The organism is Billgrantia bachuensis (assembly GCF_011742165.1).
Lineage (GTDB): Bacteria > Pseudomonadota > Gammaproteobacteria > Pseudomonadales > Halomonadaceae > Halomonas > Halomonas bachuensis.
This window is the reverse complement of the sequence record NZ_JAAQTO010000023.1, coordinates 185,617-202,372: the sequence shown is the minus strand read 5'-3', so window position 1 is coordinate 202,372 and position 16,756 is coordinate 185,617. Positions and strand designations below refer to the sequence as shown.

At 63.0% G+C, this 16,756-nt stretch carries 15 protein-coding genes; 7 read left to right on the top strand and 8 right to left on the bottom strand.

The annotated features are described in order from the left end of the window. Window positions 1–261: 261 nt before the first annotated feature. Both kbl and tdh read right to left on the bottom strand, forming a co-directional pair. On the bottom strand, window positions 262–1,452 hold the full coding sequence (kbl, locus tag HBJ55_RS09860) for a glycine C-acetyltransferase (RefSeq protein ID WP_167113555.1): 1,191 nt from the start codon (window positions 1,450–1,452) through the stop codon (window positions 262–264). A 1-nt stretch (window position 1,453) separates the two neighbouring features. Continuing rightward, window positions 1,454–2,482 (bottom strand): L-threonine 3-dehydrogenase, encoded by a 1,029-nt coding sequence (gene tdh, locus HBJ55_RS09855; RefSeq protein ID WP_167113552.1) that lies wholly within the window; start codon window positions 2,480–2,482, stop codon window positions 1,454–1,456. A gap of 239 nt (window positions 2,483–2,721) precedes the next feature. On the opposite strand from tdh, the gene HBJ55_RS09850 reads away from it, so the two are divergent. Genes HBJ55_RS09850 through HBJ55_RS09840 form a run of 3 tightly spaced genes read left to right on the top strand, consistent with a single transcriptional unit; the run spans window position 2,722 to window position 5,261 of the window. Then, window positions 2,722–3,288: a helix-turn-helix domain-containing protein gene (locus tag HBJ55_RS09850; RefSeq protein WP_167113549.1), complete on the top strand. Its 567-nt coding sequence runs from the start codon at window positions 2,722–2,724 to the stop codon at window positions 3,286–3,288. Between the two features lie 52 nt (window positions 3,289–3,340). Further along, the gene (locus tag HBJ55_RS09845; protein WP_167113545.1) at window positions 3,341–4,093 is read left to right on the top strand and encodes a trimeric intracellular cation channel family protein; all 753 of its coding nucleotides are present in this window, start codon (window positions 3,341–3,343) and stop codon (window positions 4,091–4,093) included. Next, on the top strand, window positions 4,086–5,261 hold the full coding sequence (locus HBJ55_RS09840; protein ID WP_167113543.1) for a DUF3541 domain-containing protein: 1,176 nt from the start codon (window positions 4,086–4,088) through the stop codon (window positions 5,259–5,261). Before HBJ55_RS09845 ends, HBJ55_RS09840 begins: the two co-directional genes overlap by 8 nt. Here HBJ55_RS09840 and HBJ55_RS09835 read toward each other — a convergent pair. The 4 genes from HBJ55_RS09835 to HBJ55_RS09820 all read right to left on the bottom strand — a co-directional run bounded on the left by HBJ55_RS09835 (window position 5,221) and on the right by HBJ55_RS09820 (window position 10,484). Then, the gene (locus tag HBJ55_RS09835; protein ID WP_167113540.1) at window positions 5,221–6,012 is read right to left on the bottom strand and encodes a PEP-CTERM/exosortase system-associated acyltransferase; all 792 of its coding nucleotides are present in this window, start codon (window positions 6,010–6,012) and stop codon (window positions 5,221–5,223) included. The two genes, HBJ55_RS09840 and HBJ55_RS09835, sit on opposite strands and share 41 nt — an antisense overlap. Then, window positions 5,993–8,830 (bottom strand): bifunctional diguanylate cyclase/phosphodiesterase, encoded by a 2,838-nt coding sequence (locus HBJ55_RS09830; protein ID WP_167113537.1) that lies wholly within the window; start codon window positions 8,828–8,830, stop codon window positions 5,993–5,995. The genes HBJ55_RS09835 and HBJ55_RS09830 overlap by 20 nt, the downstream gene beginning before the upstream one ends. Window positions 8,831–8,875: 45 nt before the next feature. Continuing rightward, on the bottom strand, window positions 8,876–9,973 hold the full coding sequence (locus tag HBJ55_RS09825; RefSeq protein WP_240936053.1) for an OprO/OprP family phosphate-selective porin: 1,098 nt from the start codon (window positions 9,971–9,973) through the stop codon (window positions 8,876–8,878). A gap of 76 nt (window positions 9,974–10,049) precedes the next feature. Beyond that, complete coding sequence (locus tag HBJ55_RS09820) at window positions 10,050–10,484, bottom strand: type 2 periplasmic-binding domain-containing protein (RefSeq protein ID WP_338071996.1); 435 nt, start codon at window positions 10,482–10,484, stop codon at window positions 10,050–10,052. Window positions 10,485–10,952: 468 nt separating this feature from the next. Here HBJ55_RS09820 and HBJ55_RS09815 point away from each other — a divergent pair, with 468 nt between their 5' ends. Next, window positions 10,953–11,672 carry a DUF3581 domain-containing protein gene (locus tag HBJ55_RS09815; RefSeq protein ID WP_167113531.1) on the top strand — a complete coding sequence of 240 codons (720 nt, stop codon included), beginning with the start codon at window positions 10,953–10,955 and terminating at the stop codon, window positions 11,670–11,672. Here the strand turns inward: HBJ55_RS09815 and HBJ55_RS09810 are convergent. Then, on the bottom strand, window positions 11,669–12,730 hold the full coding sequence (locus tag HBJ55_RS09810) for an acyltransferase family protein (protein WP_167113528.1): 1,062 nt from the start codon (window positions 12,728–12,730) through the stop codon (window positions 11,669–11,671). The two genes, HBJ55_RS09815 and HBJ55_RS09810, sit on opposite strands and share 4 nt — an antisense overlap. Before the next feature lie 116 nt (window positions 12,731–12,846). On the opposite strand from HBJ55_RS09810, the gene HBJ55_RS09805 reads away from it, so the two are divergent. Both HBJ55_RS09805 and HBJ55_RS09800 read left to right on the top strand, forming a co-directional pair. After that, window positions 12,847–13,743, top strand: a complete 897-nt coding sequence (locus tag HBJ55_RS09805; RefSeq protein WP_167113525.1) for an alpha/beta hydrolase — start codon at window positions 12,847–12,849, stop codon at window positions 13,741–13,743. A 97-nt stretch (window positions 13,744–13,840) separates the two neighbouring features. Continuing rightward, entirely contained in the window at window positions 13,841–15,073 is a 1,233-nt protein-coding gene (locus HBJ55_RS09800; protein WP_167113522.1) for a DUF3422 domain-containing protein, read from the top strand. A gap of 4 nt (window positions 15,074–15,077) precedes the next feature. Here HBJ55_RS09800 and HBJ55_RS09795 read toward each other — a convergent pair whose 3' ends face one another. Beyond that, the gene (locus HBJ55_RS09795) at window positions 15,078–16,244 is read right to left on the bottom strand and encodes an MFS transporter (RefSeq protein ID WP_167113520.1); all 1,167 of its coding nucleotides are present in this window, start codon (window positions 16,242–16,244) and stop codon (window positions 15,078–15,080) included. A 160-nt stretch (window positions 16,245–16,404) separates the two neighbouring features. On the opposite strand from HBJ55_RS09795, the gene HBJ55_RS09790 reads away from it, so the two are divergent. Next, a complete protein-coding gene (locus HBJ55_RS09790; protein WP_167113518.1) occupies window positions 16,405–16,746 on the top strand; it encodes an antibiotic biosynthesis monooxygenase family protein in 342 nt (113 codons plus the stop codon). Window positions 16,747–16,756 lie beyond the last annotated feature (10 nt).

Here is a 16,756-nt window from a genome sequence, read left to right as displayed (position 1 = left end):
CAGGGTGACGTGAAGCGCCCGGGGGGATCCTCTACATCCTGCGAGGACCGGGCGTAGTCGGGGGGAGGAGGCGGCCGGTTACTTACCCCCGGATGCGTGAGAACAGCTCGCCGGCCAGTGCGATGGCCTCCTCGCGGCGTCGGATGTGCTGCTTCTGATGGAGCAAATAGCGATGGAAGCGAAACCACCGCGCATGGGGCTCGATCCGCTGCATGAACAGGCCGGCGCGGTCGAGCGCTATCAGGCGTTGGGAAAGATGCTCTAAAGGCCCAAACGCTCCTTCACCCTGCCGAAGGCAGCGAGGGCGAGCTCCAGATCGTCGCGGGTCAGCGCGGCCGACATCTGGGTGCGAATGCGCGCCTTGCCCTGCGGCACCACAGGATAGGAGAAGGCGATCACATAGACGCCCTCCTTGAGCATCTCCTCGGCGAAGCGACCGGCGAGACCGGCATCGTGCAGCATCACCGGCACGATGGGGTGCTCGCCCGGCAGCAGCTCGAAGCCCAGCCGTTCGAGCCCTTCGCGGAAGCAGGCGGTGTTCTCGGTGAGGCGATCACGCAGCTCGCGTGAGTCCGCGGCCAGCTCGATCGCCTTCAGTGCGCCAGCTACCACCGGCGGCGCCACGGTATTGGAGAACAGATAGGGCCGTGAGCGCTGCCGCAGCAGCTCGATCACCTCGCGCTTGCCGCTGGTGTAGCCGCCGCTGGCGCCGCCCAGTGCCTTGCCCAGGGTGCCGGTGGTGATATCGACGCGGTCCATACAGCCGCGGTATTCATGGGTGCCGCGCCCGCCCTCGCCGAGAAAGCCGGTGGCATGGCAGTCATCGAAGTGCACCAAGGCATCAAAGCGCTCGGCCAGGTCGCAGATCTCGTCGAGCCGGGCAATGTAGCCATCCATGGAGAACACGCCGTCGGTGGTGATCAGCTTGAAGCGCGCACCGTCGCGGTCGGCGGCTCTCAACTGCTCTTCGAGGTCGGCCATGTCGTTGTTGCGATAACGGTAGCGCCGCGCCTTGCAGAGCCGCACGCCGTCGATGATGCTGGCGTGATTGAGCTCGTCGGAAATCACTGCATCCTCGGCGCCGAGCAGGGTCTCGAACAGCCCGCCGTTGGCATCGAAGCAGGAGGGGTAGAGGATGGTATCCTCGGTGCCGAGGAAGTCGGTGAGGCGCTGTTCGAGCTGCTTGTGCAGGCTCTGGGTGCCACAGATGAAACGTACCGAGGCAAGCCCGTAGCCCCACTCCTCGAGGCCCGCCTTCGCTGCGGCATTGACCTCGGGGTGCTGGGCCAAGCCGAGGTAGTTGTTGGCGCACAGGTTGAGCACTTCCTGGCCGGCGTTGATGCCGACGTGGGCTCCCTGGGCAGTGGTCAGCTGGCGCTCGTGCTTGTACAGCCCGGCCTGGCGAATGGCGTCGAGTTCGCCGCGCAGGTGCTGCTGAAAGGCTCCATACATGTCATGTCTCCCAGTTGAGAACGACCTTGCTCGCTTCTCCGCTCAGCATGGCATCGAAGCCACGCTGAAACTCGGTATAGGGCAGGCGATGAGTGATCACCGGTGAAATATCGAGGCCGGACTCGATCATCACCGACATCTTGTACCAGGTCTCGTACATCTCGCGGCCGTAGATCCCCTTCAAAGTCAGCATGTTGAAGATCACCGTGTTCCAGTCGATGCCGATCTCCTCGGTAGGAATCCCGAGCATGGCGATCTTGCCGCCGTGGCACATGTTGGCCAGCATGTCGCGCAGTGCGGCGGAGCTACCGGACATCTCCAGGCCCACGTCGAAGCCCTCGGTGAGGCCCAGTTCGCGCTGCACGTCGGCGAGATTCTCGCGCCCGACGTCCACCGTACGAGTGGCACCCAGGCGAGAGGCTAGCTCCAAACGCCCCGAATTGAGGTCGGTAATCACCACGTGGCGCGCGCCGGCATGGCGGCATACCGCGGCGGCCATGGCGCCGATCGGCCCGGCTCCGGTGATCAGCACGTCTTCACCCAGCAGGTCGTACTGCAGCGCGGTATGCACGGCGTTGCCCAGCGGGTCGAACAGGGCGGCCACGTCGAGGTCGATGCCCGGCTTGTGTTCCCACACGTTGGACATGGGCAGCGACACGTATTCGGCGAAGGCGCCCGGGCGATTCACTCCCACGCCGCTGGTGTGAGCGCACAGGGGACGGCGCCCGGCCAGGCAGTTGCGGCAGCGGCCACACACCACGTGGCCCTCACCGGAAACGATCTGGCCCGCGTGGAAGTCGTTGACGTTGGAGCCCACCTCGACGATCTCGCCGACGAACTCGTGACCCACCACCATGGGCACCGGAATCGTCTTCTGCGCCCAGCTGTCCCACTTGTAGATATGCACGTCGGTACCGCAAATGGCGGTGCGCTTCACCTTGATCAGCACGTCGTTGATGCCGACCTGCGGTTCCGGCACCTCGTCCAGCCACAGGCCGGGTGTCGCTTCCTTCTTGGTCAGTGCTTTCATGTCGCTCCTTCCTGTACTTGTCATTGGTCGGTCAGGTGGGTGGGCTGCGAGCGGATTCTGGCAATTCACTACGAGAGGTTTACTATAGGGGAATAGATTCCAGTATTGCAGAATATTTCTGTCATGCAAGAAAGTATTCTCTTATCCTGGATTTTTCAGTCGCCACAGCAAGCCTCGCTCTGCTGCACCGGCTGGACATGTCCTGGTATCGAGGAGAAGTGTAGGTGGACGACACAACGATGACTGAATCGCAGGCCGAGCCCGGTAGCCTCTCTACCCGCGTGATCGAGCTGCGCAAGCGGCGCGGGCTCACCCTGGAGCAACTGGCGGCGGCATCGGGGGTCAGCCGCTCGATGCTCAGCCAGATCGAGCGCGGTAAGGCCAATCCCACCCTGGCGGTAACGCTGCGCATCGCCCAGGCCTTCGACATGAACATCGGCGACCTGGTGGACCAGCCCTGGACGGCCTCGCGCATCGAAGTAGTGCGCAGCGACGACGCCAGCCAGCTGTTTCGCGACGATCACGATTGCCGCATTCGTACGCTCTCTCCGCTGCACATGGAGAAAAACGTCGAATTCTACGAGATCCGGCTTGCGCCGGGAGCGCGCCTGCAGAGCGCCGCCCACTTCGAGGGTACCCGGGAACTGCTGACCGTTACACAGGGCCATGCGCGGATCGAGGCGGGAGAGAATCGCTGCGAACTGAACCCGGGCGATTCGGCTCACTACCATGCCGACCTGGAACACACCATCGAGAACGTTGGCGAGGGTGAATTGGTGAGTTTCCTCGTGGTGACTTATCAATGAGGGGACGGCACATCGGCCGCAGCATGGCTAACGCACGACTCGGGAGAGTGATTTGACGGGGCTGGTGTATTGGCTGGACATGGCGGGGGTGATCGTCTTCGCTCTCTCGGGCGTGATATTGGCCTGTCGTTCGCGGATGGACCCGTTCGGCATGCTGGTGCTGGCGGCGGTCACCGGCATCGGTGGTGGCACCCTTCGCGACTTGGTGCTTGGCGTAAGGCCTGTGTTCTGGGTCGCCGATCCCACCTACCTGTGGGTAATACTCGCCACCGTGGGTCTGTCGATCATCGGTTTTCACTACATTCACCGCCTCTCCCGCGTCTTCCTGCCGGTGGCCGATGCTTTCGGCCTGGCGCTGTTCACCGTGATCGGCGCCCACAAGGCGCTGCAACTGGAGACACCCGGCGTGGTGGCGGTGCTGATGGGGCTGTTAACGGGCGTGGCCGGTGGCATGGTGCGCGACGTGCTGGCGCGCCGGGTGCCGATGGTGCTGCGCCAAGAGGTATATGCCACGGCCTCCATCGCTGGCGGTATCGCCTACGTGGGGCTGGGGGCGTTGGGCGTACCGGCCGGGATCGCCATTGGCCTGGCGCTCACGTTGACGCTGGGCTTGCGTCTGTCGGCCATCCACTGGCGACTCGCGCTGCCGGTGTTCGCCTGGGTGGTCATTCCTCCTCCGGCCGATCCAGCGGCGACTGGCAGCGACTCAGGGGCTGGCGACAGCGCAGCCGAACGGAGGGTGGCACGCCCCAAGGTCAGGGTACGCATGATCTCGCCCCGGCAGCGGAGCAGAAAAGATGGCTGAAGGAGCCCTGCATCGCCAGGTGGCCAGGCGTTGGCCCATGCTGCTCTTGCTGGCGTGCCTGACAGGCTGCGCCCACGAGGCTTCGTCACCTAACGACGCTCATCGGGCCGCCGGCCAGGCGATCCAGGCCGTCTATGAAACTGTGTTGCCCGAGTTGCCCGCCGACAAGCAGCGACACTATGCCCAGCGGCTTTACCGCATCAGCGGTGAGCCGCATTATCTCGCCCCCATCGAGGCTCATGGCCGCCGGCTTCTGGCTCAGCTCGAGCGGGACATTGCCGGTCTCGAGCAGTCGGGCTATGCGTCATCACGGGCGCAGGAGATCGTGGCGAACTATCCACGCCGTACGGCCAAGCAGCGCGCCAGGCAGGCGATGCTGGCGGAGTGGGGCGAGATCGCGTTCGGTCGCCAACTGCTCTTTCGCTTGATCCAGGCGGACTACTACGGGCTGCTGGAAGCGGTACCCGACCATGAGCGCGCGCTCGACTACCTGGCGGGTCTGGCGTGGCAGCGTTTCCTGACCAACCCCGAGGTCGTGCGCCTGTATGCCGCTCAGGTAGCAAACCAAGCCTGGTTCCTGCACCAACTGGGTGTCATCGACCTGCGCCAGGAGATGCGCGAGGCGTTTCTTGCCGTCTTTCCTGCGGAATCGGTGGCAGAGCTGGAGGAAGCGGACTATCGCAACCGGCTTTATGGAATGACGCATATCGTGATCGCCGACAGCCGCTATTATCAGCGCTGGGTGTCGGCTGAACGGCACGCCTGGATCCTCGATGCGTTCAGCGCTGAAATCGAGCGCATCCTTGACGAGGCGACGGCCGATATCCAGGCCGAGGTCGCCCTCAGCTTTCTGCTGACCGGCCAGGAGAATCACCCAGTCGTGGCGCGGATACGCCAGCGCCTGGCCGACGCCATCGATCCTGCCACGGGCATTATACCTTCGCCGAAAGGCGAGACCGATCTGGCGCGCGGCGAGCATCGAAACGTATTGGCGCTCATGGTACTCAACTGGCCGGGCCGACTGCATCCCGGGCCTGACTTGTCGGCAAGAGTGCGGCCGGTCACGAGCACGCTGCGCCTGTGCGGACATGCCGGCGCGGGGCTTGCCGTGAGCCTCGCTAGACGATCTAGGTGGCGCCCATCATTTGGGGAGCCAGTGTCGATTTGATATGGCGATAAAGCGGCTGCAGGCTGGACTGGAGATCCCGTTCAGCCTGGTGCTGGTCGATGTAGTACGCCGCCCGGGGGCCGCAGTAGTCAATTACGTCGCCGACCTGGCGGAACTTCAGCCCCGAGATTTTCAGCAATCGAGCGAAGCGTGGCTCCATCATGGAGAAGACGTGACGCCTGCCTGATAGGCCGACGATGGCAGTGGCGGCCAGGAACAGGCTCAGGGTCACCAACGGGGAGGGAGGAGGCAAACGATTCTCTTCCAGTAGCTGCAGATCCTGTTCGCGCAGCCCCAGGGCGCATTCGCGTGTGCGACGAAAATCGGGATGCACGGCGAGGCGCGAAACCTCGCAGAGCGAGCGGCGTTCGAACCGATCCGGATGCAACTGCGGATCGGTCAGGCCGTGAGCGCAGCTCTCCTCCAGTGGCAGGGACCTTGGCTGCCCATCATTGTCGATGGGAAGGACCACCCGCAGACAACCAGCGTCGCGATCGCTCCCGGCATGGTGGAGCAGACAGAGGATCGAGTGCTTGTCGTGGGCATCTTTCTCGAAGGGGGTATCGACATCATCACCCAGAGAGTACTGAAGCTCCTCGCGAAAAACCTTGTGGCGCAGAGCGTAGGCTCGGTAACGGTTCTCCCGGCTATGGGCGATGATGAAGCGGTATTGCTCGACGAACTCGCGCACCCGGTCACCCTGGGGTACGTCACGTTCGCAGGAATTCGACTTATGACGAGGTGTCACCATGCGAAACTCCCGGAATGGCCTCAGCCAGAGGGGTGGGACGACCAAGATGGTAGCCCTGGCCGTAAGAGATGCCGTAGGAAATCAGAATTGGTATCAGTCCCTCCTGATCGACGAACTCGGCGATGGCCAGCTTGCCGAAGCCTGCCGCGATGTCGGCAATGGCCTTGACGATGACCTGGCTGTCTGTGTTCGTGCTCAGGGTGCGAATGAAGGCGCCATCGATCTTGATGAAGTCTACGGGTAGCTCACCGAGGTAGTGGAAGCTGCTGAAGCCGACGCCGAAGTCATCGAGGGCGGTGCGACAACCCAGGTCGCGCAGGGCCTGGAGAACCCCGCGAGCGCTGGAAAAATCGGTGACGGCAGCCGTCTCGGTGATCTCGAGGATAAGGTGGTGCGGATCCGCACCGGTGGCCGACAGCTCTTCCATGAGGAATTGCTTGAGTCCCTCGTCGTGCAAGGTCTGGCCCGAGAGGTTGACGGCCAGGCTGATGCCCTGGGCCTGAACGCGACTCAGGGCGCGCAGGCTCTGGCGTAGCACCCAACGGTCTATTTGTACGATCTGGCCGCTGCGCTCCGCCACCGGGATGAAGTGCGCCGGGGAAATGAGAGCCCCCTTCGGGCCACGCATGCGCAGCAGCACTTCATAGTGGCGCACGTCGTTATCGCTCAGGCGCACGATCGGTTGCACCATCAACTCGAATCCCTCTTCGTCGATGGCCTGGCGAATCCGCTCCACCCAGTAGACCCGCTCCTGCAGTTCGTCCTTGGCGCGCTCGAGCGTCGAGAGCAGATGCCAGCGCTGGGAGCCGCTCTCCTTCGCCTTGTACATGGCCAGGTCGGCATTGGCCATCAGGTCGGCGGGGTTGTCGCCATGCGCCGGGAACAGGGCGATGCCGAGGCTTGCAGTTGCCCGGTGACGTTGACCTCCGGCATCCAGGCCGGTGTTGTCGAGCAGCGGGGTGATCTGCTTGGCAATGCTGATGGCTCGGCGGGTGTCGGCACCCTCCAGCAACATTGCGAACTCGTCGCCCCCCAGGCGCGCGATGATGCCGCAGTGGCCGAACTCCTGAAACAGCGTATCCGCCACCATGCGCAGGAGCTGGTCGCCGGTGTGGTGACCGCTGAGTTCGTTGACGTCCTTGAAGTGGTCGAGGTCGAGCAGCAGCACTGCGCCGCAGCGCCCGCGCCGCATGACGAGCCCCAGTGCCTCCTGGAAGTAGCGCCGGTTGTACAGCTCCGTCAGCGGATCGCGCTCGGCCAGCCAGGTGAGGCGCGCTTCGGCCAGTTTGCGCTCGGTGATGTCGAGCCCGACCGAGATCCGTGCTGCCCGAGAGTCGTTGTGTGATGCCAGGGGCGCATGATACCAGGCGATGGTCCGTTGCCGTCCATCCGCCGTCACCAAGCTGCGCTCCTCCTGGGGAATTTCCTCGACGGATTCATTGCCCTTGCGAGGTGTGAAGACCTCGTCGAACGCACGGCCCAGCAGGCGCTCCTCCTGCATGGCCAGGGTCACCAGGGCGTAGTCGTTGACCAGCGTGATATGTCCTTGAGCGTTCTGGGTAACGATGAAGACGCGAGCGGTATCCAGCAGGCTGCCGACGAAATCACGCTCGCGCGCCAGCTCGTCAACCCGTTCGGCAAGCTGAAGCCCTCGGGCCGTGACCTCCTGCTCCAGTGCTTCCAGCTGATCGGAGAGAGCCAGTGTCGTGCCCTCCAGCACGTCGATCTCGTCCTCGAAGCGACTGTGAGGGACGGGTATGGCGCTACGAGCCTTGGCGAAGCCGCCTTGGGCCAGGGCCGGAAGGACGCCGGCCAGCCGGCGTAGCCTTGCCATCGGGCGCAGCAGGATAGCCAGAAGCAACAGCTCAGCGGCAAGCCAGCCGCCTATGCCGACCAGCAGCAGGTTACGCGTGTTCTGCTGAATGGTCCGGATCTGGGCAGTAATGTCGGCCGCCAGGAGAAAGAAGCCACTACTGCGTCGGCTATCGTCGGCCTCCATGCGCACGGCGGACAATTCGTAAGCGCGTCCGTCGTACTGCAAGCGCAGCGGTGTTGCGAGAATATCGCTGAGCATGGCCATCTGCGCCGCCCGTTGCAGCATTGCCAGGTAATGTTCCGGGTGTGTCAGTGCTACGAGAAGACCGTTCCAGCTCGTCAAGTGTCGTTCTGACGGCACCTCCGCTTCAGAGGCTCCGGTGATCAACAACGCGACATCGCTGCCGGAAACCTGCTGGGCCTGGCGGGTCACGTCGGCCAGCGAGCGCGACAGAACCACGATGCCGACGCTTTCGCCTTCGACCAGGACGGGCACGGCGGCATACTGCCGACAGTCGTTGGCACAGCGCAGCGCCGAGAGCGGATACTCGGTCTCCATGACTCGACGTACCCAATCCTGCACCGGGCGTTCCCTGTCTGCCTGGGCTTCGCCCCACTCGGCCAACTGTCGCCCCTGGGCGTCGAACACCAGGATCTCGTCGACACCGGCTTCGAGCTGTAGCGTGGGCCATTGGGACGAGAGAGAGCCGATCAGCTCCGCCTGCTCGTCGTTCGCCAACGCCGGCCCCAGGTCGGGGGAGGCGGCCGTCAGTGCTGCGATCTGCTGCAGGCTCGCCTCGGAGCGCTGCAGCGCGAGCTGGATTTCGCGTGCTTCCCGCTGGTTGCTCTCCCTGCGGCTCTCTTCGAACTGGCGGGTCAAGGTGGCGTGTCCAAGCCAGGTGAACAGCCCCGCCAGCACAAGCAGCAATAGGCTGCTCAGGGCAAGCACTCGCCAGGTCAGGCTCAGTCGTGAACGAGGTGCTTGTGAGGAGGAAGCGCTCATACAGGCAATCCCTGGCCGATTCTTGAAGAGTAGTTTGACCGTCGATCAGAAGCGCAATGAGAGTTGAAAAAGCACCATGTTCCAGCTCCGCTGGGTTTCGGCAGGGTCGGGCTCGTCACGTAACGGCAACCAGCCGGTGCCGTCGATGTGGTGGTATTCGGCGGCCACCAGCACTCGGGGATTGACCCGCCATTGCAACCCGAGCGTGATGTCGTCTGCATAGCGAGCATGGGCAGGGCCGCGGCCCTGGGCTTCGTAGGCTCGGCCCGAGCGATCGTCGCGATCGTTCACCAGGTTGTCGTAGCGAACCAGCCACTGCCAGTCGTCGAAGAAGCGCCGAGTATATTGGACATACCAACTTTCGCCGGTAACGTCGGATTCGGGCAGTGTGCCGGTGGCGGTCGTCGATACCTGGCGCAGGGCAAACTCACCCGTTAGCGCCCAGCGCTCCTTGTCGTACTGCAGCGAGAGGATCCACGGCTGGAAGTTGAGCTCTCCCTCAAACGGGCCGAGCCCCAGGTCCAGGTTGACGTCCGCGGCGCTGAGGGCGGCCGTGAAATGGCCATCGGAGTGTTCATAGCGCAACTGGGCAATGGAGGATGTGCTGCCGTTCACATCCACTCCCAGTCGGGCAGGGTAGAGCTGGCTATCCAGATCGCGTGTGGTGGGGGTGCCGACGCCACCCGTGAAACGCAGAGTACCGTGTTGCATTCGCTCCTCGGCATACAGGCTGACGCCGTCGGCGGAAAGGCCGAGCGAGCGGGTGCGGTCGAAGTAGATCGACTGTGGCAGCAGTATGCTGGGGCGGGTGAAGGCGACGTCCCGGGTCTGGTTGTAGAAGCCGAAAGGGTTCTTGAAGCGCCCCAACTGGATGCCCAGGGTGCGCCGTTGGTCGGAGTACGGCTGATAGTCGATCACGCCGTAGTCGAGAGCCGGCCGGGCGTCGCTGCCGTCGCCGCCGGCGCGTCTGCTCAGTACCTGGGCGGCTACGAGCACGTCATGGCGAGGCCGAAACGAAGCATTGGCACCAATCTCGGTGTACTTGAGGCTGCCGTCACCGCTGCTGCTGGGTCCGAAGAAATCGTTGTCATCGGTGATCACGAGTGCCTGACTGAGAAAGCCGTGTACCTGCAGTGTGTCCATGACGCTTTCCGCCGCGGCCATGGGCGCCCAGGCGGTAAGGGCCAGCGCCAGGGATACTGAGCGTGAACGATGGCGTCTACTCCATGGTAATGACTTGGACTCTCTCATCCAGGTACTCCCTTTCCAGATACCCAAGGGCGCCAGGCGTCGTGGCGACGCGTTCCAGCATCTCTGATTGGCTGTCGACCTGGCTGGGCGCCTGGCCTGTCCCCGAGAACACCATACGATCCCACGCCAACTGCAGCTGATGGGGGTAAACGCTAAGACGCTCCTTGGCGAAGCGAGCATGTACGGGATGGCTACTGGGCAGCACGAAGACCCGCACGGCCTGGCCATCGGGCCAGCTGCGCTGGCGCATGGCAAAGATCGCCCGGGTGGTGTCGCGGGTAAGAACGGCATCGGCCACATTCGGATGAGCAATCAGTACGATCTGACGCTCATTGGCTTGCACGGGCAAAGATAGCAGTGCCAACACCAACGGCAGTAGCAGCCAACGTGTCAATCCAGCCACGCGCCAGCTTCCCGAAGGTATGACTGCACCGTACCCGCTCGACCTGAAAAAACGGCTCCCATGCCTGGCTCAACGAAGACGATGGCTGGCCAGGACTTCCTGCGCGTATCGATAGTGTTATCCCCCGATCCCCTTACTGTGCTGGCGGCTGTGTCCGTCGCGTCATGCCAGCTCATGATTATGTAACGCACTTTAGCCGCCAAGCGTTGTTGTACGATATAGGTATATCACAAGAATGACGAATACGGGCAAGGGTGCCAATGGCGATAGGGTCAGCCGTGCTCCGTTTCAGTGGTAGCATGAATTCAATGGTTTATGTTTCAAGTGCGGTGAGCAAGCTGGGCGCATCAGCGACGGCCGTCGCGCCCGTCGAAACGGCGCTTCCCGGTCCGAAGTGGCCGCATCAATGAAAAAAATGGCATTATCGCCAACTTGAGCTATTCCAACCAAGGACAGGCCAGAGCACGAATGTTTCTCGACTCTTACCATACGCAAGCGGGCGCGAGCTTTCGCATCTCCGCGCAGCAGGCCAGCGACTTCGCCAAGCGTGTCGCCGGAGACTTCAACCCCATCCACGATCCTGGGGCGCGGCGATTCTGCGTTCCCGGCGACCTGTTGTTCGCCCTGATGCTGAGTCGGTTTGGCCTCTCCCGGCACATGGACTTTCGCTTTCGCAGCATGGTGGGCGATGGAACCCTGTTGAGCCTGGATGAGAACGAGGCGGGACAGCTCGTGGTCAGGGACGATGAGGGCAAACAGTACCTCGAAGTGAGCCGGGAAGGAGATACCAGTCTCGATGCTGCAGCCATAGAAGCCTTCACGCGCTGTTACGTCGCCTTTTCCGGCAAGAACTTCCCCCATGTACTGAAGCCGTTGCTCGAGGCGCGAGGCGTGATGTTCAACCCCAAGCGGCCGCTGGTGATCTACGACAGCATGGGTTTTTCCCTCGACCGGCTCGATCTGGCCGAGCCTTCGCTGGAACTGGTCGACTCGAGCCTCGAGGTGGCCGGCAAGCGCGGTGACGTCAGGCTCGAATTTCGGATCATCGACCGAGGCGAACCTGTCGGCAGCGGCTCGAAGAAGCTGGTCGTCAGCGGCCTGAGCGAATACGACCCCGACGCCATGGAGGCCATCGTCGCCGAGTTCTATCGCCTGAAGGCGGCTTACGAGAACGCCGGCCGAGCCTAACGTGCTTGCGTAGCGGTCGTCTGCCGTTCCTTGGGTACGTACAGTGTCTTTCCGAACAGCGTGCCGCCTCCGGGAACGCCGTTGGCGACCCGGTTGAACGCGATGGGGCCGGTCATACCCACCACGATCAGCAGCAGCGAATAGACGAACAGCGAGAAGGGAACGAATTCGTGGGCGAAGTCCACCATGGCGAAGAACATGGGGTGCGCCAGGTAGATGCCGAACGAATAGCGATTGACGAACTTCACCAGGGGGGTGGCCCGCACACTTCGCAGTCGCGTGACGGTAAACAGCGTGAACAGGATGAAGAGCGGCACGACCCAGGTCTCCTTGGAGGAGTGCTCCAGCCAGCCGAACCAGGTTAACAGGACGATCGAGGCGACATAAGTCAGCAATAGCTCCGGCCGTGACAGACCCTCGAGCCAGGGAATCTCGTGCAGCCGCGGCGGGGCGAGCTGCGGATAATGACGCACGACGAGCATGGCCAGGAAGAACAGATAGATCCAGCCGAGCGGGGCGATCCAGAGCAGGTAGCCGGGCGGTTCGAGGTCGAAGAGTCGCGTCAGGCCCCAGTAGGCGATACTGATCAGGCTGCCGAGTACCAGCCAGGGGGCGGGTGGCAGCCAGCGCTCCAGGCCATAGCGGGAATAGAGCCAGTAGAAGGCGTAGAACTGCATGGCGATGATCAGGAAGTAGCCGTGCCAGCCGGCATAGATCAGATATTCGACAAGGGTGTCGAGGAGGTCGGCCGGCACGCCCTCGCGGCGCAGATTCACATACTTCGTCAGGGCATAGATCAAGCCGTAGACGACGTAGGGCACCATCACGTACTGCAGTCGCTTGATCAGGAAACCGGAAGGTGGTTGATCGCCATAGCGGACCGAGAACAGAAAGATCGAGATGAAAATGAAAATGGGCGTGCCGAGCACGGTGGGGATGCGAGCCAGGTCGAGATAGACGTTGTCGGCGTATTGATTCAAGCGATCGAGGAAGTGGAAGCCGAACACGGCCAGGCAGCCATAAAAGCGCAGCCAGTAGATTTCTTCGATTCGCTTCATGAGCGCCTTGCCTTCCTTGGTGGCAGGAACATCGGTCGTCGATATGGTGTCGGACCATGACGAGACGGAAAGATTCCCACTGCACGCTAGTGTTACCGGCACAGGGAGCCAGTGCTATGACATTCAAGCGCACCGTAATCGCTCTGTTGGCGGCGTTGTGGTTTGGAATGACAGCCCAGGCCGGCGAAGTGACCTACCATCGTTTCGCTTCGGAGATTCTGGGGCGCGACTATCACTATTCTCTCTACTTGCCCGACGGCTATCACGAGACGAACCAGGCCTATCCCATTCTCTACTTGCTGCATGGCTCGTTCGGCAGCGAGCGGGATTGGGTCGAAAGCGGCGGCATCGAGCGGGTGGCCGACCGCATGATTCGGGATGGCATCATTCCGCCTACGGTCATCGTCATGCCCGGCAGCGAGAGCTGGTGGATCGACGGTCACAACGAGGCGGCGCGCTCGGCCTTGCTCAACGAGCTCATGCCCTATGTCGAGGAGACCTGGCAGGTCGTGCCTCAGCGTGAATGGCGCGCTATGGCCGGGCTCTCCGCCGGAGGCTATGGCACCCTCAACTTCGTACTCGAACGACCGGACCTGTTCGCCGCGGCGGCGGCCCTCAGCCCGGCGAGCTATCATCCGCTGCCGCCCCGTAACTCCTCGGCCTGGCGTCATCCCGCTTTCCTCGATTCGGCAGGCAACTTCGATGAGGGGCTGTGGCAGCGCCGCAACTATACCGCTTATCTAGACGACTATCTGGAGCGGGAAGAGGTCGTGCCGCTCTATCTGAGTGCCGGCAATCGCGACGTCTACAACGCGGAGCATCATGCGCGACTCGTACGTCAGGCACTGGCGCCACATCAACCGGAGCTGATAGAAATGGAGGTGTTCAGCGGTGGACACACCTGGCGTGTCTGGCGGTCCAGCCTGCCCAACGCCCTGGCCTGGATGGGGCGTTTCCTGCAGGGGCCGGTGCCGCTCGAAGTTCTGGCGGAGGAGCAGGCCGTCGACCCCTGATACGACCAAACGACGGTGCTTTCCCATCCAAGGTGGGGTTGGCGGCGCTGCGTTTAGACCTTAGTCTCAAGGACCGACTCTTTTTCAGGCCCTTGGCATGCACCCCCAACGAGAACGACTGCACAACGAACTGCACGCACGCCCCTCGATCTATTTTTCCGAGCCAGCACACCTCTATCACTACGCGTTCTTCGCCGATGTTCAGACTCACGCCGCCATGCTGGCGCAGCTGGCTGAAACGACCGGTATCGCCTGCAATGCCGATGCGGCTCAGCAGATCCTTACCTTCGAGGGCATGGTATTGAAGTGGGAACGCCATACCGAGTTTTCCACCTTGACCCTGATGGTGCCGAAGGCCGTAGGAAGCGAGGCGTGGTGCGCTCCGCCAACGTGGTTGACGAAGGTCGTCGAGGCGCAGCAGGCGGCCCTGATGAATGCCACCCTGGTCCTGGTGGAGAACGTCGATACCTGGCTGGGCAGCGCCGAAGCGTATGGCTTCAACGACCCGGCCGGTTCGCAGGTGGGCGGCGGTGATGCCACGGTGTGGAGCGATTTCCACCTCGATAGCGCGGGCTTCAATCGTCTGCTGATGCTCAACGAGGGGCTCAATGCCTTCCGCCTGGGGCGCATGGTGCGCCGTCTGCTTGAGATCGAAACCTACCGAATGATGGCCTCGCTATCGCTGCCCCTGGCCAAGGAACTGGCGCTGGAACTGGAGGGCTACGAGGTTGAGCTGGGGGAACTTTCCGATCGCAACGCCGAGCAGGAAGAAGCCAATCCGCGGCCGCTTCTGACGGCGCTTTCACAGCTCTCTGCGCGACTGGAACGCAGCGGTGCCCGCTCGCGCCAACGCTTCAGCGCCACGGAGGCCTATGCGCGCATCGTGTTTTCCCGTATCGAGGAGCTCAGGGAGGCGCGGGTCGACCACTGCCCCCGGTTGGGCACCTTCATCCTGCGGCGCTTTCGCCCCACGGTACACTACTGTGCCGCCATCCATGAGCGTCAGGAGAGCCTGGCCGAGAGCGCTGCCCGGTTGAACGACCTGTTGCGAACACGTGCCCAGGTGGAAATCGAGGAGCAGAACATGAGCATCCTCAACAGCCTCGACGAGCGGGCGAGCAGTCAGCTCAAGATCCAGAAGGCGGTGGAGGGGCTCTCGATCATCGTCATCAGCTACTACGTGTTCAGCCTGTTCAAGCTGGGCCTGGAGAGCCTGGAAGCGCTGGGCGTCTCGGTCCAGCCCCACACCGCGGCGGCCGTTCTGGGGCCGCTGGGGGTGTTGATCGTCGGCCTGCTGGCCTGGCGAATCTGGCGGGTGAAGCAGCACTGAAGCGTTAGCGACGATCGGTGCTGCGCTTCACCCTGGCGCGAAGGGCGACGAGCCCCAGGAGCAACAGGCCGACCAGAGCCACAAGCAACAGCGGAAAGGCGCCCGTGCCGGCGCGCTCCAGCAGTGGCCCGGTCAGGGAGGGCAGTGCCATGCCGCCGAGCCCACTGGACAGGAAGATCCAGCCGGTGGTGCGCCCGCTGATGGGCATCAACTGGTTGCTCAACCCGAACAGGGTGGGAAAGATCGCCGACGCGGCAAGACCGAAGAGCAGGGCTATGAGCGGTAGCGGCAACCACCGGCCATGCAGCGCCAGTGCGCTGAACAGGCCCAGCGCCAGACAGCCGCACAGGACCTTCCAGGGGGACAGCAGGCGAATCAGCGGTATGGCCAACAGTCGTCCGGCGGACAGTGTCAGCCAGAACAGCGTGACCAGAAGGGCGGCCTCCGCCGGTGCCAGGCCGCTGAGCACGCCATAGGCGGTAATCCAGCCGGCGAAGGTGACCTCCATACCGACATAGAGGCCAAACATCAGCAGGAAGATCGCCAGCCGCCAGCCATCCTGGGGTGGAGAAGCGGGGCGGTTGCCGACGGTGATGTCGGGCGGTCGAGGGCTGGCCTGGCTCAGCAGCGGAAACAGCAGGACCGCGACATACAGCGCGACGAGCCAGAATGCCCAGGCAAAGGAGAACTCCAGGCGCAGCACTGCCACCAGCACTAGCGGTACCAGCATGTTGCCGAGACCGAAGCAGAAATGCAGGGCGCTGATCCACGGCGGCGACGCTGTGCCGTGAGTCCACAGCAGCAGTGTGTTGGCGCCGGCATTGACCGACACCTCGGCCAGGCCGAGCAGCAACATCACGGCAGCGAGCAGGATCAGCGCCTGGCTGAACGGTACCGCGGCGAGCCCGGCTGCCAGTAGCAGCAGCATTGCTGCCAGTACTCGGTGTCCGTCGAAGCGATCGATCAGCACTCCGGAGAGTACCGAGCCCAGCATGGTGCCCATGGCGCGGGCAGTGAAAAGAATGGCGATCTGGCTCATGCCCGATCCCGTCATGTCGGCGAGGTAGGGCAGGGTGGGGCCGAGCAGACCGACACACATACCGATGGCGATGAAGGCGACGAAATAGGTCAGGGTGACCCGTCTTCCGTGATCGAGCGTCAGCGTCGGCATGCCATCTCCAGCAAGCAGAGGAAAGGAGCGCGCAGTGCGCACGCGCGCTTATACTCTCCGAGAATGGCGCTTGGGGAAATACCCGCTGCCATTGGCGGCGCAGTGATAGCACGGCCACGCATCGCCAGGAAAATCCCGAGACACAATTTTGTGAGGTCTTATGACCCATATCGCGAAGACACCGGAGCCGCCCTATTACGCCGTCATCTTCACCTCGCTGCGTACGGCGGGAGACAACGGCTATGGGCTTATGGCCGAGCGCATGGCCGAGCTGGCTGCCCAGCAGCCGGGCTTTCTCGGGCTGGAATCGGCACGCGAGGAGTTGGGCGTGACGGTCTCCTATTGGGACAGCCTGGAGGCGATCCAGCAATGGAAGCGGCATGTGGAGCACCGCGAAGCACAGCGCCTCGGACGCAACGACTGGTATGCCGCCTTCCAGGTACGCATCGCCAAGGTCGAGCGCGACTACGCTTTCGGCAATCGAGATGGCTCCGAGGGTTGACTCGCCCCGG